Annotated in this window: 23 protein-coding genes; 5 read left to right on the top strand and 18 right to left on the bottom strand. The window is 63.6% G+C overall.

Translation table 11 applies throughout. From position 1 onward, the window contains the following. Positions 1-115: 115 nt before the first annotated feature. Genes LD110_RS11415 through LD110_RS11370 form a run of 10 tightly spaced genes read right to left on the bottom strand, consistent with a single transcriptional unit; the run spans position 116 to position 9,662 of the window. The gene (locus LD110_RS11415) at positions 116-796 is read right to left on the bottom strand and encodes a 3-oxoacid CoA-transferase subunit B (RefSeq protein WP_225498917.1); all 681 of its coding nucleotides are present in this window, start codon (positions 794-796) and stop codon (positions 116-118) included. 2 nt (positions 797-798) lie between these two features. Next, entirely contained in the window at positions 799-1,482 is a 684-nt protein-coding gene (locus LD110_RS11410) for a 3-oxoacid CoA-transferase subunit A (RefSeq protein WP_225498916.1), read from the bottom strand. 3 nt (positions 1,483-1,485) lie between these two features. Beyond that, positions 1,486-2,700, bottom strand: coding sequence for a thiolase family protein (locus LD110_RS11405; RefSeq protein ID WP_225498915.1), 1,215 nt, complete (start codon positions 2,698-2,700; stop codon positions 1,486-1,488). Beyond that, the gene (gene pcaC, locus LD110_RS11400) at positions 2,697-3,170 is read right to left on the bottom strand and encodes a 4-carboxymuconolactone decarboxylase (protein WP_225498914.1); all 474 of its coding nucleotides are present in this window, start codon (positions 3,168-3,170) and stop codon (positions 2,697-2,699) included. Before pcaC ends, LD110_RS11405 begins: the two co-directional genes overlap by 4 nt. Further along, on the bottom strand, positions 3,167-3,970 hold the full coding sequence (locus tag LD110_RS11395; protein WP_225498913.1) for an alpha/beta fold hydrolase: 804 nt from the start codon (positions 3,968-3,970) through the stop codon (positions 3,167-3,169). Before LD110_RS11395 ends, pcaC begins: the two co-directional genes overlap by 4 nt. Then, positions 3,963-5,393 carry a lyase family protein gene (locus tag LD110_RS11390; protein WP_225498912.1) on the bottom strand — a complete coding sequence of 477 codons (1,431 nt, stop codon included), beginning with the start codon at positions 5,391-5,393 and terminating at the stop codon, positions 3,963-3,965. Before LD110_RS11390 ends, LD110_RS11395 begins: the two co-directional genes overlap by 8 nt. After that, positions 5,390-5,971 carry a protocatechuate 3,4-dioxygenase subunit alpha gene (gene pcaG / locus LD110_RS11385; protein ID WP_225498911.1) on the bottom strand — a complete coding sequence of 194 codons (582 nt, stop codon included), beginning with the start codon at positions 5,969-5,971 and terminating at the stop codon, positions 5,390-5,392. The genes LD110_RS11390 and pcaG overlap by 4 nt, the downstream gene beginning before the upstream one ends. 7 nt (positions 5,972-5,978) lie before the next feature. Further along, complete coding sequence (pcaH, locus tag LD110_RS11380) at positions 5,979-6,854, bottom strand: protocatechuate 3,4-dioxygenase subunit beta (protein WP_374200334.1); 876 nt, start codon at positions 6,852-6,854, stop codon at positions 5,979-5,981. Between the two features lie 52 nt (positions 6,855-6,906). Further along, the gene (locus tag LD110_RS11375) at positions 6,907-8,751 is read right to left on the bottom strand and encodes a bifunctional sugar phosphate isomerase/epimerase/4-hydroxyphenylpyruvate dioxygenase family protein (protein WP_225498909.1); all 1,845 of its coding nucleotides are present in this window, start codon (positions 8,749-8,751) and stop codon (positions 6,907-6,909) included. After that, a complete protein-coding gene (locus LD110_RS11370) occupies positions 8,751-9,662 on the bottom strand; it encodes a shikimate dehydrogenase (protein ID WP_225498908.1) in 912 nt (303 codons plus the stop codon). Before LD110_RS11370 ends, LD110_RS11375 begins: the two co-directional genes overlap by 1 nt. A 182-nt stretch (positions 9,663-9,844) precedes the next feature. Between LD110_RS11370 and LD110_RS11365 the strand changes: the two genes are divergently transcribed. Beyond that, positions 9,845-10,351: a DUF2247 family protein gene (locus tag LD110_RS11365; protein ID WP_225498907.1), complete on the top strand. Its 507-nt coding sequence runs from the start codon at positions 9,845-9,847 to the stop codon at positions 10,349-10,351. A 59-nt stretch (positions 10,352-10,410) separates the two neighbouring features. Here LD110_RS11365 and LD110_RS11360 read toward each other — a convergent pair whose 3' ends face one another. Then, positions 10,411-12,063 carry an amidohydrolase gene (locus LD110_RS11360; protein WP_225498906.1) on the bottom strand — a complete coding sequence of 551 codons (1,653 nt, stop codon included), beginning with the start codon at positions 12,061-12,063 and terminating at the stop codon, positions 10,411-10,413. Next, positions 12,053-13,510, bottom strand: coding sequence for an APC family permease (locus LD110_RS11355; RefSeq protein WP_225498905.1), 1,458 nt, complete (start codon positions 13,508-13,510; stop codon positions 12,053-12,055). The genes LD110_RS11360 and LD110_RS11355 overlap by 11 nt, the downstream gene beginning before the upstream one ends. A gap of 150 nt (positions 13,511-13,660) precedes the next feature. Here LD110_RS11355 and LD110_RS11350 point away from each other — a divergent pair, with 150 nt between their 5' ends. Next, the gene (locus tag LD110_RS11350; RefSeq protein ID WP_225498904.1) at positions 13,661-14,269 is read left to right on the top strand and encodes a TetR/AcrR family transcriptional regulator; all 609 of its coding nucleotides are present in this window, start codon (positions 13,661-13,663) and stop codon (positions 14,267-14,269) included. Further along, entirely contained in the window at positions 14,266-14,925 is a 660-nt protein-coding gene (locus LD110_RS11345) for a nucleoside/nucleotide kinase family protein (protein WP_225498903.1), read from the top strand. Before LD110_RS11350 ends, LD110_RS11345 begins: the two co-directional genes overlap by 4 nt. Here LD110_RS11345 and LD110_RS11340 read toward each other — a convergent pair. The 5 genes from LD110_RS11340 to LD110_RS11320 form a co-directional block, all read right to left on the bottom strand. Then, positions 14,922-15,689 carry an SDR family NAD(P)-dependent oxidoreductase gene (locus tag LD110_RS11340; protein ID WP_225498902.1) on the bottom strand — a complete coding sequence of 256 codons (768 nt, stop codon included), beginning with the start codon at positions 15,687-15,689 and terminating at the stop codon, positions 14,922-14,924. The two genes, LD110_RS11345 and LD110_RS11340, sit on opposite strands and share 4 nt — an antisense overlap. 13 nt (positions 15,690-15,702) lie before the next feature. Beyond that, positions 15,703-17,457 (bottom strand): DUF5605 domain-containing protein, encoded by a 1,755-nt coding sequence (locus LD110_RS11335; RefSeq protein WP_225498901.1) that lies wholly within the window; start codon positions 17,455-17,457, stop codon positions 15,703-15,705. A gap of 48 nt (positions 17,458-17,505) precedes the next feature. After that, entirely contained in the window at positions 17,506-18,390 is an 885-nt protein-coding gene (locus tag LD110_RS11330) for a carbohydrate ABC transporter permease (RefSeq protein ID WP_225498900.1), read from the bottom strand. Continuing rightward, positions 18,387-19,364 (bottom strand): carbohydrate ABC transporter permease, encoded by a 978-nt coding sequence (locus LD110_RS11325; RefSeq protein WP_225498899.1) that lies wholly within the window; start codon positions 19,362-19,364, stop codon positions 18,387-18,389. Before LD110_RS11325 ends, LD110_RS11330 begins: the two co-directional genes overlap by 4 nt. A gap of 78 nt (positions 19,365-19,442) precedes the next feature. Continuing rightward, positions 19,443-20,708, bottom strand: coding sequence for an ABC transporter substrate-binding protein (locus LD110_RS11320; protein ID WP_225498898.1), 1,266 nt, complete (start codon positions 20,706-20,708; stop codon positions 19,443-19,445). A gap of 371 nt (positions 20,709-21,079) precedes the next feature. Between LD110_RS11320 and LD110_RS11315 the strand changes: the two genes are divergently transcribed. Continuing rightward, positions 21,080-22,081 carry a LacI family DNA-binding transcriptional regulator gene (locus tag LD110_RS11315; protein WP_225498897.1) on the top strand — a complete coding sequence of 334 codons (1,002 nt, stop codon included), beginning with the start codon at positions 21,080-21,082 and terminating at the stop codon, positions 22,079-22,081. 138 nt (positions 22,082-22,219) lie between these two features. Then, positions 22,220-23,518: a BNR-4 repeat-containing protein gene (locus tag LD110_RS11310; protein ID WP_225498896.1), complete on the top strand. Its 1,299-nt coding sequence runs from the start codon at positions 22,220-22,222 to the stop codon at positions 23,516-23,518. On the opposite strand, the gene LD110_RS11305 is transcribed toward LD110_RS11310, so the two are convergent. Next, positions 23,511-24,374, bottom strand: a complete 864-nt coding sequence (locus LD110_RS11305) for an SDR family oxidoreductase (protein ID WP_225498895.1) — start codon at positions 24,372-24,374, stop codon at positions 23,511-23,513. The genes LD110_RS11310 and LD110_RS11305 overlap by 8 nt on opposite strands. Positions 24,375-24,458 lie beyond the last annotated feature (84 nt).

Here is a 24,458-nt window from a genome sequence, read left to right as displayed (position 1 = left end):
CCGCCCCCGCTTCCTTCCGGCTGACTCTCTATCCTAATGGCCTAGATCACATAGCGACGTCGGTAGTCGCCAAGGCGGCGGTAGACGCCACGCGGCGACTACCGCCGTCGCACTGTTAAACCCCGACGGCGGAAGTCGCCTTGAGCGGCACGGGCACCAGTTGTTGGAGTTCTTCGAGGGTGATGCCGAAGGTTTCGCGGACGGTGACGCCGTCGGGTCCGATGAGGAACACGGCTTTGTCGGTGTAGACGCGGGTGACGCAGCCGACGCCGGTGAGCGGGTAGGTGCAGGCCTCGACGAGTTTGGAAGTGCCGTCGCGGGTGAGCAGGGTCATCATGACGAACACGTCCTTGGCGCCGGTGGCCAGGTCCATGGCGCCGCCCACGGCCGGGATCGCGTCCGGGGCGCCGGTGTGCCAGTTGGCCAGGTCGCCGGTGGCGGAGACCTGGAAAGCGCCGAGCACGCAGATGTCCAAGTGTCCGCCGCGCATGATCGCGAAGGAGTCCGCGTGGTGGAAGTACGAAGCGCCCGGGAGTTCCGTGACGGGGATCTTCCCGGCGTTGATCAGGTCCCCGTCGATCTGCTCCCCGACGGCTTCCGGGCCCATGCCGAGCATGCCGTTTTCCGTGTGCAGGGTGATGTTCTGTTCCTCGGTGAGGTAGTTGGACACCAGTGTGGGCTGGCCAATGCCGAGGTTCACGAACGAGCCGGGGGCGATGTCGCGGGCCACCAGGGCGGCGAGTTCGTCCTTGCCCAGCGGCTTGACGGAGCGTTGGATGCTGATTTCAGTGCTCATTGCTATGCCGCCCTTTCTGCAGGGGTACCCGCGACGCGGACGATGCTGTTGACGTAAATGCCCGGCGTGACGATGTTCTCCGGGTCCAGGGCCCCGGTGGGGACGATCTCGGAAACCTGCACGATGGTGTGCTTGGCCGCGGCGGCCATGATCGGGCCGAAGTTCCGCGCCGTCTTGCGGTAGACCAGGTTGCCCTTCCGGTCCGCCGTCAGGGCCTTGATCAGCGCGACGTCGGCGTGGATGGGGGTTTCGAACACCTGCCATTTGCCGTCCAGGAAGCGGGTTTCCTTGCCCTCGGCGAGCATGGTGCCGTATCCGGTGGGGGTGAAGAACCCGCCGATCCCGGCACCGGCGGCCCGGATCCGCTCGGCAAGGTTGCCCTGCGGGACCAGCTCGAGTTCGATCTTCCCGGCCCGGTACTTCTCATCAAAGTGCCAGGAATCGGACTGCCGCGGGAAGGAACAAATCATTTTCCGCACGCGGCCTTCCTTGATCAGCAAGGCCAGGCCCTGGTCGCCCTGACCGGCGTTGTTGTTCACCACCGTCAAATCCGTGGCCCCGGAATCCAGCAGCGCGTCGATCAGCTCGAACGGCTGCCCGGCATTGCCGAACCCGCCGATCATCACCGTGGAACCATCCCTGATCCCGGCGACAGCCTCGCCGACTGTGTCAATAAACTGCAGCATCGCCTAACCCCTAACACCCGAAGTGACGTTTTCCAGCACCACGGCCAAGCCCTGGCCCACGCCGATGCAAATCGCCGCCACGCCCCAGCGCTGACCGGAGGCCTGCAGGGAGCGCGCCAGGGTGCCTAGGATCCGGGTGCCCGAGGCGCCCAGCGGGTGGCCCATCGCGATCGCCCCGCCGTGCCGGTTCACGATGGCCGGATCGATGCCCCAGGCATCGATGCAGGCCAGGGACTGCGCGGCGAACGCTTCGTTAAGTTCGACGGCGCCCACCTGGTCCCAGCCGATGCCCGCCTTCGCGAGGGCCTTGTTCGCAGCCTCCACCGGCGCGTAGCCGAAGAACTGCGGGTCATTGGCGTGCGCACCGCGCCCGGCGATCCTCGCCAGCGGCTCAAGGCCAAGAATCGAAGCAGCGTTCTCGGACCCGATCCACGCAGCGGACGCGCCGTCGGACAGCGGTGAGGCGTTCCCGGCGGTGACAGTACCAGCGTCGGGCCCTGAACCCTCCGGGCGGAACACAGTCTTCAACCCTGCAAGCTTCTCCGCGGAGGAGCCCGGGCGGATCCCCTCGTCGCGGACCAGGTCAGTGCCCGGCACCGGAGCCACGAGGTTGTCATAGAAACCCTCGTCCCAGGCAGCGGCGGCGAGGTTGTGTGAGGCCGCGGCGAATTCGTCCTGCCGTGCCCGGGAAATCCCGTACTTCTCCCGCAACCGTTCGGTGGCCTCGCCCAAAGACACAGTCCAGTCGGCGGGCATGGCCTTGTTCACCAAACGCCAGCCCAGCGTAGTGGAGGCCAGGGTCAGGTCCCCGGCAGGGTACGGCTTCTCCGTCTTCGGCAGCACCCACGGAGCCCGGCTCATCGACTCGGCACCGCCCACCAAAATCACGTCAGCATCGCCTGTGTTGATCTGCCGCGAGGCGATGATCGCAGCGTCCAGCGAGGAACCACACAAACGATTCACCGTGGTCCCGGGAATGGAAACCGGCAGGCCAGCGAGCAGCGTCGCCATCCGGGCAACGTTCCGGTTTTCCTCACCGGCACCGTTCGCGTTCCCGAACACCACCTCATCAATCCGCTCAACATCCAGCCCCGGGGCCCGCTTCACCGACTCGCGCACCACATGCGCAGCCAAATCATCCGGACGGACAGCGGCAAGACCGGAGCCGAACTTGCCAAAAGGCGTGCGTACGGCGTCGTACACAAAAGCCTGATTCATAGGGTTTCCTCTGTTTCTGTATCGGTGCCTGAGGCTCCAGCTGCGGAGTCAATGTCCGCAAAGACTTTCTGCGCGGTCTTAAAGGCCGAGTTGGCCGACGGAACGCTGCAATAGATGGCCGTCTGGAGCAGGATTTCCTTGATCTCGTCCCTGCTCAGCCCGTTACTCAGGGCGGCACGGACGTGCATGGCCAGCTCTTCCCAGTGCCCGTGGGCCACCAGCGCCGTAAGCGTCACTGCGGAGCGCATCTGGCGGCTGAGGCCCGGGCGGGTCCAGATCTCACCCCAGGCGATCCGGGTGATCATGTCCTGGTAGTCGTCCGTGAACTCGTCCTTGCCGGCGTTGGCGCGGTCCACGTGCGCATTGCCGAGCACTTCACGCCGGACCACCATGCCGGCGTCGTAGATTTCCTTGGCTGTGGCGCCGGGTTGGATGGCGCCGCTTGCCGGAAGGTCCTGAGTGCCGCTCATGCGCCAGCCTCCTTCATGAAATTCCGCATTAACTCAACGACGGCGCCAGGCGCCTCTGCCGGCGCAAGGTGCGCGACGCCGTCGAGCGCCACGGCGGCCGCGTTGCCGCCGCCAGCGTTGATGCCGGCAGCGATTTCTTCCGCATACGACGGCGGGACCACCGAATCCTCGACGCCGGCAATCGCCTGGGTGGGGACTGTGATGCTGCCGAGTTCGGCGCGGACGTCAAAGGCAGCCAGCGCTTCACAACAAAAGGCATAGCTGAAGCGGTCAGCGTCGCGAAGGGAGTGCAGAAGCCGGCTGCTGACCTCAGGCTTGCGGTCCATAAAACCGCCACCGAACCAGCGCCGTGCCGAGCCCTGGATCATCACTGGAGTGCCTTGCGCACGGACCAGCTCGGCACGCTCGAGCCAGCCTTCCGGGGTTCCGATTTTGGCCCCCGAGCATTGCACGGACAGGCTCCTGAGCCGTTCGCCGTGCTTAATGCCCAGCTGCAGCCCAGTGGCGCCGCCAAGGGAGACCCCCGCGTAGTGGAACGTGGCGCCGGGCGCGATGGAGTCAACAAGGTCCACAACGGCGTCGGCCAACTCATCGACGGTGAAGGTTTCGGCAGCGGCTGGCGAAACGCCATGGCCCGGGAGGTCCCAAGCGATCACGTCGTACTCGCCGCCCAGCAAGACAGCAGCGTCGTTCCACAGCACTGTGGACGTGCCCAGCGACGGCCCAACGACCAACAAGGGCTTGTCCCCGAGGGCACGCTGGGGGGACAGCAGCACCGCCTTGATGTTCGGCTTAACCACGGTGGGCTCCTTTCGGGTGGGTGTAGTCGGGATAAGCAGCCAGGATGCGCTTGACGATCTCCGTCGCCTGGCCGATGTAGGCCGCGGGATCCAGCAGCTCGGCCAGTTCGTCATCGCTGAGGCGATCAGCGGGGATGGCTTCGCGGAGGAGCTTTGCGTAGGTGTCCGCCTGCTGCCCAGCAGGGGTGGCGAGCGTGCGGTCCACGACTTCCTGCAGGCGGGCTTTGGCGGCGGTCTTGTCACCGGACTCGCCGGCCAACAACGGCGTGGCCACCGTGCTGACACGCTCACTGAGCAGCAGCGGTCCGGCGAGGTCCAGGTTGCGGCGCATGGCTTCCGGGAAGACCTGCAGGCCCTCGGCTAGTTCGCGTAGCTGGATCGATGCGCCGAGGACCAAGCCCAGCAGGGAGCGAAGGGCTGGCCATTCGCTGTGCCAGGCACCGTCCGGACGTTCGTCGTTAAAGGTAGCTGCGGCTAGGTGCAGCTGAGCGCCCAGCGAGGGCGCCTGGAAGGCTGCGCTCCGGACCAACACTGACAGCACGGGGTTCTGCTTCTGCGGCATGGCCGAGGACACGCCCCTGCCTTCCGCCCGCGGTTCCGCGACTTCGCCAACCTCAGGGCGGCTCAGGAACAGGACATCGGCGGCGATCTTGCCGAAGGAATCGGAAAGCGCGGCGAGGGCGTCGCCCAGTGCCGTGAAGGGCAGTCGGTTGGTGTGCCAGGGTGCGGTAGCCGCACTGAGGTGCAGGCGCTCGGCGAGGGCATCGGCAAGCGTGAAGGGGTCCGCATCGGCGTCGGCGGTCAACACCGTCGCCGACGCGAGAGTTCCTCCTGCACCGCCAAACTGGACGGGGAACGTAACAGCCGCAAGCCGCTCGGCCGCCGCCGCGATGCCCTGGAACCACTGCGCTGCGCGCAGTCCGAAGGTGTAGGGCAGGGCATGCTGGGTGAGGCTGCGGCTCACGCACAGCGTGGCTGTGTGCTCCGAGGCAAGCGCGGCGAGTGCCGCCGTCGTGCCTCTCACCTCGGCCAGCACAGCCGTGACCGTGCGCCGAGCAAGCAGCATCAGGGCGGTGTCCAGCACATCCTGGCTGGTCAGCGAATTATGCACGGCCCCAGCGGCAGCAACATTGACGGCTCGTACCTGCTGGCGGAGGTCCGCCAGAAGGGGGATGACCGGGTTGCCGCCGCCGCGGGCACGTTCGGCGATGTCAGCGACGTCGAACAGGCCGGGGTCGGCAGCTTCAGCGACAACGGCTGCCGAACCTGCCGGGGCCAGCCCGGCATCCTCGAGGACGCCTGCCCAGGCGGCCTCGACGTCGAGGATTGCGGCCAGGACCGCGCGGTCGCCGGTCAGCGCCGCCACAGCGGGCGACGCCGACACGGGGCTGAGCAGCCCAAAGTCGCCGTCGTTGGGGGTCACTGTGCTGCGCCCTCCGTAGTGTCAGCATGGAAATCGAGGAAAACAGTCTCGCCCTCGCCCTGCAGGCGGACATCCCAAGTGAGTCCGCCGTCGGGATCGCGGCGCGCGATCAAGGTGTTGCGGCGGTCCTCCGGAAGGGAGCTGAGCAGCGGATCGTTGGCCAGCGCTTCCTTGTCCCCGGGAAGGTAAATGCGCGTAAACAGCCTGTTCATGAGGCCGCGGGCAAACACCGTGACGGAGATGAAGGGGGCACTGCCGGGCTTTGTGGGGCCAGGGTTGACCGTCGTGAAGGTGTAGACGCCCGTGTTGCCCACCGAGGCGCGACCCCAACCGGTGAAGGTGTAGCCGTCGCGGACCAGGGAGCCGGTGCGCTGGACGATGTTGCCCTCGGAGTCAGGCTGCCAGATTTCGAGGATCGCGTCAGGGATGGTGTGTCCGGCGCCGTCATACACCGTGCCCTGGAGGCGGATGCTGCCCGGACTGCCCGGAGCGAGAAGCTCGTTGTCCTTGGGGAACGGCAGGGCATAGCCGAAGAACGGGCCCACGGTCTGGCCGGGTGTTGCGGTTAGCTTGCTCATGCTGTGCCTACTCCTCGTCGTCGCCGGAAGCGCCAAAAGCTTCGTTCTCTGTCCAGGTGCGCTTGGACCCGGTCAGGATGATGTCCCAGCGATAGCCCAAAGCCCATTCGGGGCTGGTCAGGCTGTGGTCGTATGCGGCCACGAGGCGGTCGCGGGCGTCCTGGTCCACGATCGACTGGTAAATCGGGTCCAGCGGGAAGAGCTGGTCCCCCGGGAAGTACATCTGGGTGACGATGCGCTGCGTGAACTCCGTGCCGAACAGGGAGAAGTGGATGTGCGCGGGGCGCCAGGCGTTCAGGTGGTTCTTCCACGGGTAGGCGCCGGGCTTGATGGTGGTGAAGCGGTAGGAGCCGTCCGGGCCGGTGATGCAGCGTCCGACGCCGGTGAAGTTCGGGTCAAGCGGGGCCGGGTGCTGGTCGCGCTTGTGGATGTAGCGGCCGGCAGCGTTGGCTTGCCAGATCTCAACCAGCTGGCCCGCAACCGGGTGGCCGTCGCCGTCGAGCACACGGCCCTGGACGATCATCCGCTCACCCTGCGGCTCACCGTTGTGCTGGATGGTCAGGTCCGATTCCAGTGCGTGGACGTCCTGGTGGCCGAAGGCCGGGGAGTACAGCTCGATGGTCTCCGGGTCCGCGTGGTGCAGGCTCTTAGTGGGGTGGCGCAGGATGCTGCTCCGGTACGGCGCGTAGTCCAGGCGTGGCTGGGTCTCCGGGGCTGCCCCGTCCTTGAGGGCCCGGCGGTAGGCATCGCCGATGGACTGGATCTCTGCGCTGAGATCGGCCTGGGTTTCGACGGCGGCGTCGAGCGGTGCGTGGCCGGCCTTCGGTTCCGCAGCGGGGACGAGCTCGTCCGCTTCGTTCTGCTCGGGGTCTTCAGGGTTCACTGCTTGGTTTTTAGGGTTGACGGCTTGCAGCACGGCTGGCTCCTTTCTGTGGTTAGTGGTGGCTTTGTTCGTATTGGACTGCGTGGCGGACCGGAGCGTTCGGGGCACCGTAGCCCTGGTAGTTGCCGCGGCGCTCCACCATTTCGAAGAACACACTGCCCACTGTGGCCGTGTAGAAGTGGAGGAACTCGCCGTCCGCGTCCCGGTCATACAGGAGGTTGAGGTCCTTGAGCGTTGCCAGGAACTGCGGGTCCAGGTGGAAACGGGCGTCCAGGTCCTCGTAGTAGTTGGCTGGAATCTGCAGGAACTCCAGGCCGCGGTCCCGGGCTGCGCGGGCAGTGGCCACCAAGTCCGGGACCGCGAAGGCGATGTGCTCCTGGGGAGCCTGCTGAGTCATGGGGGCGAGGTTCAGGACCAGCCGCACCGCGGCGTCGGACGTTTCCATGACCTGCGAGCGGACCAGGCCAGTGGGGCTGGCGACCTCCGCGTAGGGCAACGGGTGCAGAGCAAGGGCGCTGGTGTAAAAGAGGACGGCCTCGTCCAAGTGCTGCCAGGGTTGGGCAAGGTTGACGTGGTCGATCACCGCAGTTTGGCCGCTCGGTTGCTCGAGGCCGGCGCCGAATTCCCCTGACTCGCCAAATTCGTGGGTCCACGCTGCCGTGCCGTCCGGGTTGCCTTGGCACAGGAAGATTTCGGTGGAATCCGGGGCCGCGATGCCCTGGAAGACCTCTTCGTCGGCCTGAACCTTGCGTGGGACGACGGGAGCCTTGAGCTGTTGGGCACGTGCCGAGGCGATCACGGGGGAATCGACGTCGAAGCCAAGCGCCGCGATAGCCGGTTCGGTGTGTAGCGGCGCCTGTTCATTGACGATCACCCGGGCGTGGCCCATGCTCCACAATTGGACGGCCTTGGTCCGGTGACGGCCCTGGTAATCGAATCCCAACTGGCCGAGGAGCTTTTCCAGGCCGGCGGTGTCGTCTGCCTTGACCTCGGCGAAGTTGAAGCCGGCCGGTTCTGCCACCTTGGGCAGCGTGGCCAGTTCCATGGGATAACGACGGCGGACGGCCGCATCCTGTGTCGCCAGCCACGCCGCGCTCTGTTCTTCCAACCAGATCAGCGAGCGCATCGCGTCGATGGCGGTGCGCTCAACGTCGGACTGGCGGAAGACATCGTTGAAGACCTCCAGGGATATTGGGCCGGTGTAGCCCGCGCGGACAACGTGGCCCATGAACTTGGCGAGGTCGAACTGCCCCTCCCCGGGGAAAACGCGGTAGTGACGGCTCCACGACAGGACATCCATGGAGAGCTTCGGAGCGTCGGCTACCTGGACAAAGAAGACTTTCTCCGGGTTGAGGGCCTCGATGGGGGCTGTGTCCCAGTCGCGGGAAAGGATATGGAAGGAGTCCAGGCAGGTGCCCAGGTTGGGGTGGTCCACCATGTCGACCAAGCGGTAGGCGTGCTCATAGTCGTTGACGTATTTGCCCCAGGCGAGGGCTTCGTAAGCCACTTTCACGCCGTGGTCCTTGGCAAGGTCCGCCAATTTGGACAGCTGCTCAGCCCTCAGTCCGTCATCATCGATGGTGGCGGTTGCGACGTTGGAGCAAACCAGGATGGTGTCCATGCCCAGGCGGGACATCAGCCGAAACTTGGCCTCGGCGCGGCGAAGGTTGGCTTGCAGCAGCTCCTCCGGGACGCCGTCGAAATCGCGGAAGGGCTGGTAGAGATCCAAGCCGAGGCCAAGGTCTGAGGCCATTTTCCGGACGTCTTCCGGGCTCAGCGGGGACGTGACCAAGTCCTGTTCGAAGATCTCGATTCCGTCGAAGCCCGCGATGGCGCAGGCCTGCATTTTTTCCTTCAGCGTTCCGGAGAGGCAGACTGTTGCGATGCCGGTGCGCACTACCTGGCCCCTGCCGTTTCCCCGACGCCACGCGCCGCTGCTTCTTCAGCCGCGATCAGGTCCAGGAAGTGCGAGCGCATCCGGTCGGCGTCGGCGTCCAAGCCGGTGAAAATTCGGAAGGCATCCACGGCCTGGCCCACGGCCATGCGGCCGCCGTCGAGTACTTGGCAGCCCTTGGCGCGGGCTTCCTTGACCAGCTGCGTTTCGATGGGCCGGTAGACGATGTCCGCCACCCACTGCCGTGGCTCCACGAGGTCCATGTCCAGGGGGACACCGGGATGGGCGGCCATGCCGACAGGCGTGCAGTGCACCAGGCCGTCGCCGAGCGGCATGATCTCCGGAAGTTCCGACGTCGAACGGCCCGTCACCGTGCAGTTCGGAAACAGCTTTGCCAACCCTGCGGCGCGTTCTTTGGCGCGGGCGGCGTCCACGTCCACCACGTCCAGCGTCTTGACCCCCGCGGACAGCAGGGCATATGCGACGGCGGACCCGGCACCTCCGGCGCCGAGCTGCACTACACGGCCCAGCTTCGCGTCGGGGAGGCCGGTGGCGAGCGCCGAAGCAAATCCGGAGAAGTCCGTGTTGTGACCAATGAAGCGGCCGTTAAGGATGACTACGGTGTTGACGGCGCCCAAGCGGCGGGCATCGTCGGAGACTTCGTCCAGGTGCTCCAGGACCAGCTGCTTGCAGGGGTGCGTGATGTTCAGGCCGTTGAAGCCGAGGTGGTACGCCGCCTTGAGGAGGTCTCCGATGCTGGAGGCCGGGAGCTGGAGTTTGGTGAGGTCAATGGGTCGGTACAAGTAGCGCAAGCCCTGCAGTTGACCCTCATGCTCATGCATGGGTGGCGTAAGCGAGGGGGTTACACCGTCGCCGATCAGTCCGATCAGATAGGACTCCGAGCGAGTGCTCATTTCTGCTCCTTCGCGAGTCTGGTGCAACTTGGCCGCAACGCTGAGAATTCAAGTTATGTGAGCCATGCTACTGCAAAAGTTCGAATACTGCACGCATGTTCACATCACGAACAATCTAAAGGGTTCTACGGGAGGCCGCCAGCCCTTTGCCATTGAATGGAATCTGATATTGGGAGGTCGCCATGACCGTCACGTTCGAACTCGAGCCCGGCTTCATCTTGGGAGAAGGTGTCTCTTTATCCGCTGACGATCTGCGTTTTGGGCTCTGGCATTACTACGTGAAACCGCTGGAGACAATTGAGCTGGCGGTGGGATTAGTTGCACGCGGCTCCGCGGATCCTGTCGTGCAGGAGCTTGCCGGACTACTCCACGACGAAACCGACCGCGTCGAGGAATTGTTGGGCATCAACCGGGAACATGACGAGATCCCGGCAGAGGTATCCAGCGACGCGGGAGCCGCGCGGAAGTGGCTGTATCTCCAGCTCAAGGCCGCGTTCCTCGAGCGCCGCTTGCTGGCGGACCCATTGGCTGTTGTGGAGCAGCTTTATGCAGATTTTGGCCAGCCCTCCACGATCTCAGGCTTCGTCCGCTCCCTTTATGCGCCGCCCGATGAAGAGCCCGAGGAACGGCCACTGATACAGCGGTGGGAGCAATTCCTGGAGAAGGAACACGAAGCGCTGGCTGGGTGAAATGGCACAGATGGGTTCCCTCCCGACGAGGAGTAAACCCATCTGTTTGTTCAGGAAGTTTAGGGCGTCACCCCTGCAACGCTGTACTGCAGCCGCCCATCAACGAGCGTTGCCAGCACCTTCGATTCAGCCAACCCATCCGGATCAACCTCCAGGGGATCCGCCTCGAGTACCGTGAAATCAGCCCGCTTGCCCACGGAGATCGAACCCGAGATCGCCCACTCCCCCGCAGCCTTCGCGGCGTGGGAGGTATAGCCCTCCAATGCCTGAAGGGCCGTAAGCGCCTGACTTGGGACGATCGCTTCCTCGTCACGGTGACCGGACCGGCGTCGTAATTGGGCGTCGGCGATGATCGGCAGCGGCTCAAACGGCGCAATCGGCCAGTCGGAGCCCAGGCCGAGAGTGACGCCGACAGAGCGCAAGTCGCCGCAGCGCCACCCGTTGCTCGCCCGCTCGTGGCCCAGGCGGGTGGACCAGTTGTCGCCCTGGTCAGCCCGCGAGTAGTGAGTGCAGTGCGTGGGCTGCATGCTGGCCACCAGGCCGGACGCGGCAAAACGTTCCACCACGGAATCCGGCACCGTCTCGATATGCTCGATCCGATGGGCGGCAGGCGATTCGGTCTCAAGGGACTCGAACGCGTCCAGCACAGCTGCCACGCCAGCGTCGCCGATGGCGTGCGTCGCCGTCGAAATGCCACGCGATGCGAAATACCGCACCGCATTGGCGTACTCCTCGGGCTGTGGCCAGAACGACGCCGTGGACTGGCCATAGATGTCCGGCTCGAACAGCCACGCTGTTCCGTTGTCCACCGTGCCGTCGACGAATAGTTTGATGCCCCCTAGCTCCCAGCGCCGCCCTCTGGCGCCGATCTGGGAAGCGAGCGAAGCCCATTCCTCCTCGCCGGTGCCGGGCATGCACCAGGGTGAGATGCGCAGGCGAAGCGGCAGTTCGCCGTCGGACTCCAACGCACGGTATAGCTCCAGTGAACCTTCGCCGAGGTCCATCACGTGCGCGCCGGTGAGGCCGGAACGGGCGAAGCTGGCCAGAACTTCGGCGAGTCGAACCTTGCGGTCCGCGAATGGCTCCTCAGGCATGATGCGCCCCACCAGTTCAATAGCGGCCGACTCCAGGAGCAGCCCGGTGGGTCGGCCATGATCATCGCAGACCACCTCGGAGGCTTGGTCGAACTCATGCGGCCCAGTGATGCCGGCGAGTTCGAGGGCGCGCGAGTTTGCCAAGGCTGAGTGGCCGTCGAAGAGTCGGATGAGGCAAGGTTGACCGTCCACGACGTCGTCGATCATGTCCCGGTGCGGTGCGGAGGCACCCATTGAGTTGGAGGCACCCAGCGAGTTGGGGTCGAGGCCCCAGGCGCGCACCCAAGGGTCACCGGCGTCGGCTGGCACCAAGGCAGCCTCAGCCCGAAGACGTGCACGCACCTCGGCGAGATCCTGCGCCCCGGAGAGGTCAACACCGCGCATAAGTTCCAGCCCGAACACCGGGTGCAAGTGGCAGTCCACCAACCCCGGTGTGACAACTGCCGTACCGAAGTCGAGAACCTGCCGCGCGGCCGGCCAGGCATCCGCGTCCTCGCGGGTCCCGACGGCGACAATCACCCCATCCTGGACAGCGACGGCCTGCGGGCCGTCGCCAGGCAGGAAAGTGGCGTCCATCGTGTGGATGGTGTCGGCGAGGATGAGCAGGTCAGGATTCATGCGTTTCAAAGCTTCCAATACGGTCGAAGGTTCCAGGCCTGCGGAGGCGGACCCAGCGGGCGATGAACAGGCCAATGGCGAAGACCACCGGCGTCACGAGGATGAGGATGGTGTTCGTGAAGGCGTCGGCGAAGGTCAGGAGCTCGATGTTGATACCAATCAGCAGCACCACCCCGAACAGGAGCACCGCCGACGCCAGGCTCAACGGAACCAATAGGCGATGGGTGATCGCGTCGGGGTTCCTGCGCAGGTAGAGGAACGCGGCGACGGAGACCAACCCCTGCAGCCCAACGATCCCGAAGATTCCCGGAGTGTTCACCCAGATGAGGAGCTGCTGGTACGGATCGGCGTTCAGCATCGCGCAGACAGCGATAACGACGGCGGCAAGCAGGGTTTGTAGCTGTCCTGCCCGGTGTGGGGACTTGAATCTTGGATGGGTCATGCTGAGGAAGCGCGGCAGGACGCCGTCCCGGGCCAGCATGTACACATAGCGGTTGATGGCGTTATGGAAGGCCAGTTGGGAAGCGTAAACGCTGGTGACGATCAGGATGTACATCACTACTTCGGCCCAAGGTCCCACGTAGTGGTTGATGGTTTGGAAGAACAAGCCGTTGGCCAGTTGGCCTGCAGCTTCCACGGCATTGCCTTCGCCGTACGCCTGCACCACCGTCCAAACGATGAACGCGTAGAACACTGACATAAAGCCAACCGCGATGTACATGGCCCGGGGCACGGACTTGTCTGGATTGCGGGCCTCTGAGCGGTAGAGCACCGTGGATTCAAAACCCATAAATGCGGCGAAGCAGATGCCCAGGATCGCCAGGACGCCCGGTCCAAACGCGTTCTCCGGGCTGAACGAGCCCAGGCTTATGCCTTCGGCGCCGCCGTGACCCAGGATGCCGACGCCCATCACGGCAAGGATTCCCGTCTCGGCAACGAGCAGGACCCCCAAAACGCGTGCGCCGACGTCGATCCCGCGGTAGCCGAGGAACCAAACGGCCGCGACGGCCACCAATGCGATGATCGGCCAGGGGACCTCCAAGCCGAAGAGCACGGTGAGCATATCGTGCGTCTGGACCGCGAAAAGCCCGTAAACGCCGATCTGGAGGCAGTTGTAGGAGATGATCGCCAGTATCGCGGAGGCCAGTCCCATGGTTTTGCCCATGGAGATGGATATGTAGGTGTAGAAGCCGCCGGCGGCCTTGACGTGTTTGGTCATGGCCATGAAGCCGATGGCGAAAATAGTGAGCACAATGCCGGCCAGGAGGTAGCCGGCCGGGGCGCCGATCCCGCCGACGCCGATGGCGACGGGTGCGACGCCGGCCATCACCGTGAGTGGTGCGGCGGCTGAGATGACGAGGAAAGCGATGCCGCCCATTCCGAGGGCGTTTCGCTTGAGGGCGCCGTTCGCGGACGACGCCGGTGGTCTGGTTTGGGTTTCCGGCACGAGTCCGTCCTTTCTTACGAAGCCCCGTATAAGAAGAGTTAAACGAAAGGCTTTCGTTTATTATGAAACGGTGTGGCCCGGAGCACAATAGGGGTGCGGAAATTGGCCATAGGCTGGAAGCACGACCACCAGCTGCAGTCAGGAGAACCAATGGGGCGCCCGCTCCAACCACTGATTTCCGTCGAGTCGCTGATAACGGCGGCTCTTGAACTCGTTGACGAAACCGGCGATTTCAGCTTCCCCAAGCTGGCCAAGAGAATCGGCGTCAGCCAATCCTCCATCTACAACCACGTGACGGGGCGGGACGAAATCCTGGAACTCCTGCGCCACCGCATCATCACCGAAGTCCCGTACGCGGCGGTGGACCACAGCGATTGGGAAGGGTCACTGCGCATCCTCATCCGGGCATACCGCGACGCCTTTGCAAGGCACCCCCGGCTGGCACCCCTGATGGTCCTGCAGTCCGTCAGGGATCCCGCCGTCATTGGACTCTACGAAGACCTCGCCGTTGCGCTGGAAACTGCTGGTTTCAAGGGACGGGACGTCACCGCGGCGATTTCCACCATCGACAGTTTTGCCCTCGGCGCCGCTTTGGACCTGGCAGCGCCCGAGGTTGTCTGGGACCCGCCGTCGGAGGGATATCCGACGCTGAAGCGGGCGCTGGGCCACGCCGGACCAACCAGCGAACGCGCCAATTTCGCCTTCGATTTCGGGCTCGACGTCATCATCGGCGGCCTCAAGGCAAGGTTGGCGCGGTGAGCGAACTGTCCCGCCTGGACGGCGAGCCGCTGCGGGTGCCGGCGATCGCCGCCGCCGTCGAAGGCTTGCAGTCAAAGCTCGACGACGGCGGGCGGTTCCTGCTGGGCATAACCGGTTCGCCAGGCTCGGGAAAGTCGATGTTCGCGGAGTGGCTGCGGCGCCACCTGGCGCCGCTTGCCGCCATCGTGGTTCCCATGGATGGCTTCCACCTCGGCAACGCGATCATCGATGGGACGCCGTTGCGGCACCGCAAGGGTGCCATAGACACGTTCGACGCCGGAGGGTACCTCTCGCTGCTGCGCCGGCTGGCTCGGCGGGACGAGGATGTGGTGTACGCGCCGGACTTTCGGCGGTCCATCGACGAGCCCGTTGCCGCGTCGATAGCGGTTCCTGCAGACATTCCGCTGGTGATCACCGAGGGCAACTACCTGCTGGCGGAGCAGCCGCCGTGGCCGGACGTCCGGGCAACGCTGGGCGAAGTATGGTTCCTGGAGACGCCCCGCGAGCTCCGGCTCGCCCGGCTCATCGATCGGCATGTGGAATTCGGGATGGACCGCCCCGCGGCTGAAGCGTGGGCCAACGGCTCGGACGAAGCCAATGCGCGGCTCATCGAATCAACCCGCGACGCTGCTGACCGCGTCCTTCCCTGGGTTTAGAGCGCCGTTAGGCCGCCGTCGACCGTGAAGATGCCGCCTGTGGCGTAGGCGGAGTCGTCGCTGGCGAGGAAAACCATGATCCCTTCGACGTCCGCCGCTGTTCCCGCGCGGCCCAGCATCGTGGAATCAACAAGCCCGGCCCGGCTTTCCGGATCTTCGGCGATGGCTTGGACCAGCGGGGTTTCAGTGTAGCCAGGCACCACGATGTTCACCCGGATACCCTGGGCAGCGTAGTCAGCAGCAACAACACGGGCCAGCCCATGGACCCCGGCCTTGGAACTGGTGTAGGCCGTGAACGTTTGTCCGCAGGCCACAACGGCAGTAGGGCTTCCGGTGCAGATGATCGATCCGCCAGTGCCCTGCATCGCCCGGACCGCGTATTTCAGGGTGAGAAACGCGCCGCGCTGGTTGATCGCCACGGTCTTCTCCCACACTGCCAGGTCCAGGTCTCCCACTTTGGCATCTTGGCCGAACAGCTGCACACCCGCGTTGGCGACCACGATGTCAAGGCGGCCATTGGCCGATACCGCCGCGTACGCCGCGCTGACGCTGTCCTCGTCAGAGACGTCCATGTGGAGTGCAAAGGCATCCTGGCTTCCGGTTGATGCCGCGGCTTTCTCAGCTGCTTCGAGGTTGATATCGGCAAAGTAGACCCGGGCCCCTTCGGCCGTGAATCGCTGGGCAACGGCAAGGCCGATTCCCGAACCGCCACCAGTGACCAGGGCAGTCTTTCCTGCAAGCTTTCCTGCAAAGGGTTGTGACATGTGATTCTCCTTCTCAGGCTGCGCGAAGCCTTACCGCGACGTACTGTTTGCCGGGCAGCTCCACCCGGAACCGCCCTTCAAAGGTGCCGGGCAGTGTTTCGATGGTCATGTTCCAAGTGTCGATGACGTCCACCTCGTACTGAATGCCCGGCGGCATCACGAAGCGCCGGTAGGTGGGCTGGTTGAACCCGAAATAGATGAGTTCATACCGGTCCTTGATGCCGGCGCTGGGAGCGTCCCAATGCCCGGGCAGCGGTTCCAGCCGTCCGCCTGGGCTCTCTTCGAGGACGCGGCGCAGGAATCCGATCCTGTCCGGGCTGGTTCCGTGCAGCTGGCCACCCTTGGCCCACCAGAGGATGTCCTCTGGATGGACATAGGTTTCGCCGTGGCCGACGTAGCCGCCGCGGATGGCCCCTTCCCAGAAACGGCGCGTCATCTCCTCACCGGTAATGTTTCCCCAGCCCTGGTCGATGTTGCCTTCGTAGGCGCACTCGTCGATGACGATGGGCTTCTGCCACATCTGGCGCCACTGGGTGGTGATCTCCGCGGTCTTGTACACGTCCGTCCGCTGGATGCTGCAGTGGGTGACCCACGGCCGGGAGTGGTCGTAGAACTCCCGGCAGTTGTGGATGGAGAGCAGGTGCTTGTTGGGGTCGTTCTCCTGCACGATGGCTGCGAAGCGTTCCCAGTCCTCGAGGGTCTTCCCGAACATGAGGTCGAATTCGTTGGCCAAGGACCACCAAATGTTTCGGTGGGAGGCCAGCCGGGCGGTGACGTACTTGACGTATAGGTCGTCGGCTGCCGCGCTCATGGTGGAGAAGCCCCACCGGTCGTAGGCGTGGAAGAGGATCAGGTCGGCTTCAATGCCCAGTTCTTCAAGCTGGCTTATCCGCAGTTCCAGGTGACGGTAAAAAGCAGGGTTGGGCCGGGTGTAGTCGAAGCCTTCCTGCAGGGAACCCTCATAGGGGTAGATCCCAGGCTCGTTTTCGTTGAACAGGTAGGACTTCGGGAAAACGCACATGCGCATTTTGTTGAAGGGTCCGCTGGCCAGGGTTTCCAGCGTCTTTTCTTCCTGGGCGTCGCCCTGATGGGTCCAGACGTAAGAAGTGGTGCCGATAGGCAGATAGGGGGTGCCGTCGTCGTAAGCGAAGTGGAACGTATCCGCCACCCGGACCAGACCACGCGATTCCGGAGCGGCGGCTGCCGCGGTAAAGGAACCGCTGACCTGGTCAAGTGAGCGGGCGTTGCAGCTGGTGGTGAAGGACCACTGGCCCTCATTCGGTACCAGCAGGCGGATGCGATAGGTGCCGTTTCCGTCGTAGAAACCGGGGACCTTTAGGACCTGGCCGTCGGCGCTGAATTCTGCGGAGAGGTCCACGTCCGTGAAGGGATTGCCGTGGGATGGGCCCTGCAGGGTGATTTCGAATCGCTGCCATTTTTCGACGTCGGCAGGGTAGTCGACGGGGGCGCTGCCGCGTTCCACGGATTCCGGCTCGTACGCGGTTGCGGGTTCGATGTCCCGCACCAATCGCTCGTGGCCTGCAGGAGCCGGGACGAGGGCCTCGATTTCCGCGAGGATTTCGGCCTTTTTCTTCGGGTCGTTGCGGAGGGACTCTTCGGTCCCGAGGATCAGTCCCAGCTGATAGTGGTAAAGCGTGTGCAGCAAGGGATTGGCTGCCAAGTCGGGGACGTGGCTGGCCAGGATTTCGTGCCCTGCCGGGTCGCGCATGACTTCGAAGAGGGGGGTATTTGCGGTAAAGGTCGCCATGATGGCCTTTCTGCTTTGAAACGTGGAGGACTCGCTGACAGGAGGCCGTCAGCCCTTGACGGCGCCTGTGAACATGCCCTGCACGAAGTAGCGCTGGAACAGCAGGTAGATAATCAGGACCGGCAGGATGGACATGATGGTGAAGGCGTTCAGCGGTCCATAGGAGCTGGTGAACTGGGACTGGAAGCCTTGGATGGCCAACGGCACGGTTTGGGATGCCTTGTTCTGCAGAATCACCAGGGCGATGGCGTATTCATTCCACGTAGCTACGAAATCCAGGATGAACAGCGCAGCCAAAGCTGGCTTGGACAGCGGCAGGATGAACTGCAGGAACAGGCGCAGGTTGCCGCCGCCGTCCACACGGACGCTTTCATCGATCTCTTTGGGAACGGCCGTAAAGAAGCCGTGCAGGATGAACACCTGCATCGGCAGGCCGAAGCCGATATAGGGCAGGATGACGCCTACGGGATTGTTGAGCAGTCCGAGGTCGAGGATGGTCTTGAAGAGGGGTCCGAGTGCCACCTGAATGGGCACCATGGATCCGAGCGCGAAGGCTCCCAGGATGATGGTGTCGAACTTGAACCGGATCCGGGACAACGCGAATGCCGCGGCTGCGGCGATAAACAGGCCCAAAGGCACCTTGACGATGGCGATGAACAGGCTGTTGGTGCCGGCGGTGACCAGATTGCCGGTATCCAGCGCCTCGGTGTAATTCTCCCAATCCAGGATGCCTGGGATGGCGAACGACGAAGTGGTGAAGATGTCCGATTCGCTCTTGACTGACGTAAGGAATACGAAGAGCAACGGCATTGCCCAGATGACCATAACAATCACGAGGGCGATCCAAAGGCCGATGCGCACGTAGTCGCGGGCCTGTTTGGGGACCTTGATTCCGTTTCGGACGCGCGTGGCAGGGAGTGTTGCGGTGCTCATCGTTGGTCGTCAGCTCCTTTGGTCGACCAGATCAGGTAGGGGACCACGAGCACGAGCGTGACGACCAGCAGAACTGTTGCCACGGCGTTGCCGAGCCCGAAGTCGTGGTTGAGGAAGGACTGGGTGTATGACCACAGGGCCAGAACCTGGGAAGACTGGGCTGGTCCCCCGCCGGTCATGCCGACGATCAGGTCGAAGACCTTGATGGAGTGAACGATTGTGAGAACCATAACGATCACCACGGTGGGACGCAGGGCCGGTAGGGTGACATTCCGGAAAACCTGCCAGTTGTTGGCACCGTCCAGGCGGGCGGATTCAACAAGTTCCTTGGACACGCCCTGCAGGCCGGCGAGGAAGAGGACCATGTTGAGGCCGGCGACCTGCCAGACGAAGGCAGCGAACACCGCGTAGATCGCCACCTTGGGGTCGCTGAGGAAGGTCACACCCGATCCGTCACCTATGTGCAGCGTTTTGGAGATTTCGCTGAAGACGCCGTAGTTGGGGTTGTACATCCATCGCCACATGTTTGCCACTGCGATCGGGGCGAGGACGCCGGGGATGTAAAACACCGAGCGGAAGAGGTTTCGGCCAACCAGCGGTTGGTTCAGCGCCAAAGCCATGACCAGGCCGAGCGTAGTGGGGATGATCAGGGACAAGATCACCCAAACCACGGTGTTCTGGACAGAAGTCCAAAAAACAGGATCCTGGGTGAAGAGCCGGATGTAGTTCTTGAACCCCACGAAAACCTGGGGATCCGTGTTGTAGCCGGACCATTGGTAGAGGCTGAGCCGAACGGCGCTGATCATCGGAGCGATGACAAAGACGACGTATGCTGCCAGGGCCGGAGCGAGGAATGGCAGGGAGGCGATGAAGCCGCCCTTGCCTATGCGCTGTACCAGATTCTTTTTCCGCTGGGGTCGGCCTTGCGGCACCGACGCCTGGGCTGTGAAGCGCGTTTCTGTGAGCTTTGTCAAGGGATTTCGCCTTTGATCTCTTGTCTAGGTTCGGCAGGTGCGGCCGCAGCAGTTGTTGCGGCCGCACCTGGGAAGCAGCTAGTTGCTGGAGTCCAGGAACTTCTGCATTTCGGCACCTGCCTGCTTCGGATCAAGCCCACCGGTTGCCACAAGGTTTTGGATCCGCCAGTATTCGCGGGTCTGGGACTGGTTCAGGTTCTGATCATTGTTCATGTAGAGCCCCTTGGCGTTCTTGAAGACGCCGTCCCAGGCCTTGTCCAGTGAGCTTGCCTTCGCTTCGTCAGGCTTGACGTCCTTGTTGACCGACTGGACCGCGAAGAGGCCGAGGGTTTCCTGTTGGACCTTTGTCGACGTGAAGTAGTCGAGGAACTTGGCGGCAGCGTCCTTGTTCTTGCTGTCCTTGGTGATGTACTGCGCCTGCTCGAAGCCGTAAAGCCGGTTAGTGCTTGTGGGAAGCGTGAAGACTCCAACATCGTCCAGGTTCATCTTCTGGCCTGCGATGCTGGCATTGAACCAGTCACCCTCAAGCGCCATGGCCGCTTTGCCGCCGTAGAAAAGGGCGCTGGATTCGTCATTGTTGATGCCGATGAAGCCGGGGTTGAAATAGTCCTTGGCCCAGGTCTGCAGCTCGGTGAAGGAGTCCGTCACACAGGATTCCTGACCCCAGTTGGCCTTCTTGGTGACCAGCTTGTCGAAGGTCGCCGATCCACATTTGCCTTCCAGGAACGTGTCCAGGAGTCGCATGACGTGCCAGTTGACCGTGCCGCCGAATTCGATCGGTGTGATGCCGGCATCCTTGAGCTTCTTCGCGGCTGTATTCAGTTCGTCCAGGGTCTTAGGTGTTTGGGTGATGCCAGCCTGGGCAAAGAGTTTCTTGTTGTAGTACAGGGCCTCGCCGTTCAGCTTCCAGGGCACACCGTGGTAACCGCCATACTGGGTCACGGGAGCCAAGGCGGCGCCGGTGAAGCGCTCGTCCCATTTGTATTGCTTGTAGTACTCGGTCAGGTCCGCGCTGGCGTTGGCCTTGACCAGTTCGCCGCCAAGACCCGGGCCAGCCCAGTAGTCGTAGATATCCGGGGCAGCGGAGGTGCCGATTGCCGTGCGAAGGGCGTCCTTGTGCGCGTCCACGGCGCGGGGAGTTCGCTTGATCTTGATGTCCGGGTTGGCCTTCTCAAAGTCGGCGATGACCTTGTCGATCGCCTGGTTGGCAGCCGGGGCGGTGAGGTTGATGGTCCACCACTCAACGGTGGTGACTCCGCTGCCGGAGTTGGATCCTCCCGCGCCACACCCTGCCAGGAGGGTGACGGTGGCCAAGGCTGCGGCTGCCTTTGCGAGCAAACGCATCTTCGCGTCCTTTCGTAGTTTGGGTTGAGGGTGCTGCGTCACAGAAAAAATCAGGCCCCTGCCTTCATTGATTGCAGTTCGTATGTGTGACCTAGCCCATAACGAGTATGGGGGTTTACGATAACCCACGTCAACCGGTTGACCAATATTTCATCAAGGCAGGCAGAAAATCCCTTGAAAGTAGGCTTCACCACCTAGCCCCAGGCCGCTACGTCACGGAAACACGCTGAGCAATCGCGACAGATCGGCGGCGCTGTGCAGGTGATCGTAAACTTGTAGTGAATGGAGCCCCAATGAACAGGAACCGGGCTCCCTAAAAGGGCTGAAGAGGCGGGCATTTGGCGAAGGCTAGGAGAGGGACACGGCCCAGCATGGCGGACGTCGCCCAACTGGCCAACGTCTCAACCCAGACGGTTTCCCGGTATTTCACCGGTGTCGGCTATGTGCGGGCGGAGACGCGGGAGCGGATTACGGCTGCAATCCAGGAACTGGGATATGTGCCGAATCAATCCGCCCGAACCCTTCGCACCAGCAAGACCAATTCCGTGGGCGTACTGAACATGGGTGCCTTCAATTACGGGAGTTCGGGCGTGCTGACCGGATTGGGACTTGCGGCGCGCGAGGCTGATGTCACACTTACCATCGCCCAACTCGATCTGGACTTCGAAGCAAAGAACTGGGAAGTCGAGGCGCGGCGCGCGCTCACCCACTTCAAGTCCGTGCAGGTTGACGGGATCGTTTTGTCGTCGCCGCTCCCTGACATCGATAGCTTGCTCACGGGTTGGGACCACTCAACCCCCCTCATCACCGTGTCCGAGCTTCCGTCGTCGGACGAGGGCTCCGCGGGGACCCATTCGCATGCCGCAGGCTGGGAAGCCACCCATCACCTCATCGAACTGGGGCACCGCGACATCCTGCATGTTGCCGGCCCGTCAACCCGCAATGAAGCACGCGAACGGGAACGCGGCTACCGCGACGCCATGCTAGGTGCCGGACTCAACCACCAAGTGCTCGATGTAGCAAGGGACTGGTCTTCGGATTCCGGCTACCGCGCCGGCAACATAGCGGATCCCAGCACCTTCACTGCAGTCTTCGCCAGCAACGACGAGATTGCCCTCGGCTTCATGAGCGCCATGGAAAAACGCGGCGCCAGGGCACCCCGCGACTTTTCAATCGTGGGAGTGGACGATATGCCCGCCGCCGCCTACTTCTCGCCGCCTCTGACCACCATGAAGCTAGACTTCCGGGCGCTGGGTATCGCAACGTTCAAGATGCTCCACCAGCAAATCCTCACCGGAGAACGCGCCCATCACTACGTCGTCGAACCCGAACTGGTGATTCGCGATTCAACGGCCCCGCCCGCACGTCCGTAAGCACCGTCGCGGTGTTCGGTTCTGATCGAACTCCGGAAAGCCACTGCCTTCCACGCCGACGCCGACCATAATCTGGGAAGGCGCTTTCCCAGCGCCCGGCATCGCGATAACCATGTGCCGCAGGAACCTAGGAGACAAATGACCAACGCTCCCCTGACCCTCAACGACAACGGCGCCTGGTGCTGGTTCCAGGACGAGCGCGCACTGATCGACCCTTCCAACAAGACCCTGCTCATTGGGTCCGTGGCCGCTCCGGAAGGTCCGGGCGGAGGGCAACGCGGAGGCAACATCGAGGTTGCCGTCCTGAACCTCGTCACGGGTGAGCGAGCAGTGCATGTCCTCCATCAGCAGCTCGAGTCGGACGACCACAATGCGCCCGCCCTGCTAATCAGGACGGACGGTCGTTACCTCGCGATGTATGCGAAGCACAAAACCGACAACTACTCCCGGTGGCGCGTATCCACCCGCCCGCATGACGCCTCCGAATGGGAGCCGGAGCAGGTCTTCGACTGGACCGAACTCGCCGATGGCCGAGGCGCCACCTACTCAAACCTGCACAGGCTGGAGGCGGAATCCCGGACATACAACTTTGTCCGGGCCATCAATGACGACCCCAGCATCATGGCCTCCGCCGACGACGGCCAGACGTGGACTTTTGGCGGCAAGCTCTTCACCCGGCCAAAAATTGGCTACGTCAACGGCTACACACGCTACGCGTCCAACGGCACGGACCGGATCGACCTCATCACAACCGACCACCACCCCCGCGATTTCAACAACAGCATCTACCACGGCTACATCCAGGACGACGCCCTCCACACCGCCAATGGAACCGTGGTGAACAAGCCCGTCTTCTCTTCGCAGGGCATAAACCAGTCGGCGCTCACCACGATTTTCAGCGCTGGCATGGAACTCGACGGCGACATCCTCACCCATGGCTGGACCACTGACCTGAGGCGGAACGGAAACCAGCTTGCCGCCGTCGTCTCCTGCCGCGCCAACGACGTCAACGGCCCGCTCCAGCGGGTGCAGCGGCTCGACGTCGACGATCACCGCCTGCTCTACGCGAGGTTCGACGGCGGCACATGGGTCCTGCACCCGCTGGCCGTCGCCGGCCCCGCGCTGCTGCCGCACGAACAGGACTACACCGGCTTGGCGGCAATCGACCCCTACGATCTGGACCACGTGTACATCTCCGCGCCAATCGACCCGCGCACCGGGCAGGGCACCGAGCATTACGAGATCTATTCAGGCCGCACGTCCGACGGCGGTGCCTCCTGGCAGTGGGAAGCGGTCACCGAGGGGTCCACCGTGGATAACCTGCGCCCCATAGTGGTTCCCGGCGATCCGTCCGTGCACGCAGTCTGTTGGTTCCGCGGCAGCATGCGCTCGTCACAGGCCTACAACGCGGAGGTTGTGGGGCTGACTCTCAGTTAGCCGACGCGTAAGGCCGTAGGCCATCAACCAGCGGCGTGGTGGGCCGACCGGCCAGGCGCGACAGCTCGCCGGTAACGTGTGCCAGGGCACCGTCGCGAATGTTGCCGTCGAGCGCGGCCACGAAACCGGCGGTCTGCGCGTCCAAGCCGGCCTCCTGCAGGACCGCCACGTGCTCCTCGGCGTCCAAGGGCGTGTAGCTGACTTCCCGGCCAACGACGCTGGCAATCGCGTCAGCCAATTCGTTGAAGTCCCAGGCGTAGTCCCCGGACAGCTCGTAAATCGCACCAAGGTGACCAGGTGTGGTCAGCACGGTGGCGATGGCTGCTGCATAGTCCGCCCGGGTTGCACTCGCAACGCGGCCGTCGCCCGCGCTGGCAAGGACGGCACCCGTGGCGGCCGCCTGCTGCAGCGTCGGGACATAGTTCTCGGTGTACCAGCCGTGGCGCAGCAGGGTGAAGGGGATGCCGCTCGCCTTGATGTGCTTTTCGGCGTCAGCATGATCGGGTGCCAGGACCAGCGGGGTGCTGTCTGCCTGCAGCACGCTGGTGTAGGCAAGATGCCCGACGCCGGCCCGCCCCGCCGCCTCGATGACCGCCTTGTGCTGCTCCCGACGTCGAACGATGTCGTTGCCGGAGATGAGCAGTACAGTGTCGCCGGCGTTAAAGGCGGCCTCAATGCTGGCGGGCTGGTCATAGTCAATTTCGGCTGTGCGAACGCCAAGTTCTTCCAACTCGGCAAGCTTCTGAACGGAGCGGCCGGCGGCGACGATCTCCGTGGCTGGCACGCCGCGGCCCAGCAGTTCCTTGACAACAAGCGTTCCCAGCTGTCCGGTGGCTCCGGTGATAACAATCGACATTTGGCTCTCCTCCAACTGTTTTTGCCGCCCGTCGTTGTTTGTTCTGGCGGCGCCCTCACTGGGGTCAACTGCCCGCGGAAGGGA

This window comes from Arthrobacter sp. M4, from assembly GCF_020251205.1.
Lineage (GTDB): Bacteria > Actinomycetota > Actinomycetes > Actinomycetales > Micrococcaceae > Arthrobacter.
Note: the sequence above shows the minus strand (reverse complement) of the source record. Positions and strands in the feature narration are given on the sequence as shown.

Excerpts from the sequence above, each read along its gene's own strand:
- LD110_RS11410 (WP_225498916.1), bottom strand. The coding sequence starts at position 1,482 with ATGCTGCAGTTTATTGACACAGTCGGCGAGGCTGTCGCCGGGATCAGG.
- LD110_RS11415 (WP_225498917.1), bottom strand. The coding sequence starts at position 796 with ATGAGCACTGAAATCAGCATCCAACGCTCCGTCAAGCCGCTGGGCAAG.
- LD110_RS11320 (WP_225498898.1), bottom strand. The coding sequence starts at position 20,708 with ATGCGTTTGCTCGCAAAGGCAGCCGCAGCCTTGGCCACCGTCACCCTC.
- LD110_RS11330 (WP_225498900.1), bottom strand. The coding sequence starts at position 18,390 with ATGAGCACCGCAACACTCCCTGCCACGCGCGTCCGAAACGGAATCAAG.
- LD110_RS11405 (WP_225498915.1), bottom strand. The coding sequence starts at position 2,700 with ATGAATCAGGCTTTTGTGTACGACGCCGTACGCACGCCTTTTGGCAAG.
- LD110_RS11340 (WP_225498902.1), bottom strand. The coding sequence starts at position 15,689 with ATGTCACAACCCTTTGCAGGAAAGCTTGCAGGAAAGACTGCCCTGGTC.
- LD110_RS11305 (WP_225498895.1), bottom strand. The coding sequence starts at position 24,374 with ATGTCGATTGTTATCACCGGAGCCACCGGACAGCTGGGAACGCTTGTT.
- LD110_RS11335 (WP_225498901.1), bottom strand. The coding sequence starts at position 17,457 with ATGGCGACCTTTACCGCAAATACCCCCCTCTTCGAAGTCATGCGCGAC.
- LD110_RS11310 (WP_225498896.1), top strand. The coding sequence starts at position 22,220 with ATGACCAACGCTCCCCTGACCCTCAACGACAACGGCGCCTGGTGCTGG.
- LD110_RS11370 (WP_225498908.1), bottom strand. The coding sequence starts at position 9,662 with ATGAGCACTCGCTCGGAGTCCTATCTGATCGGACTGATCGGCGACGGT.
- pcaG (WP_225498911.1), bottom strand. The coding sequence starts at position 5,971 with ATGAGCAAGCTAACCGCAACACCCGGCCAGACCGTGGGCCCGTTCTTC.
- pcaC (WP_225498914.1), bottom strand. The coding sequence starts at position 3,170 with ATGAGCGGCACTCAGGACCTTCCGGCAAGCGGCGCCATCCAACCCGGC.
- LD110_RS11365 (WP_225498907.1), top strand. The coding sequence starts at position 9,845 with ATGACCGTCACGTTCGAACTCGAGCCCGGCTTCATCTTGGGAGAAGGT.
- LD110_RS11350 (WP_225498904.1), top strand. The coding sequence starts at position 13,661 with ATGGGGCGCCCGCTCCAACCACTGATTTCCGTCGAGTCGCTGATAACG.
- LD110_RS11315 (WP_225498897.1), top strand. The coding sequence starts at position 21,080 with ATGGCGGACGTCGCCCAACTGGCCAACGTCTCAACCCAGACGGTTTCC.
- LD110_RS11360 (WP_225498906.1), bottom strand. The coding sequence starts at position 12,063 with ATGAATCCTGACCTGCTCATCCTCGCCGACACCATCCACACGATGGAC.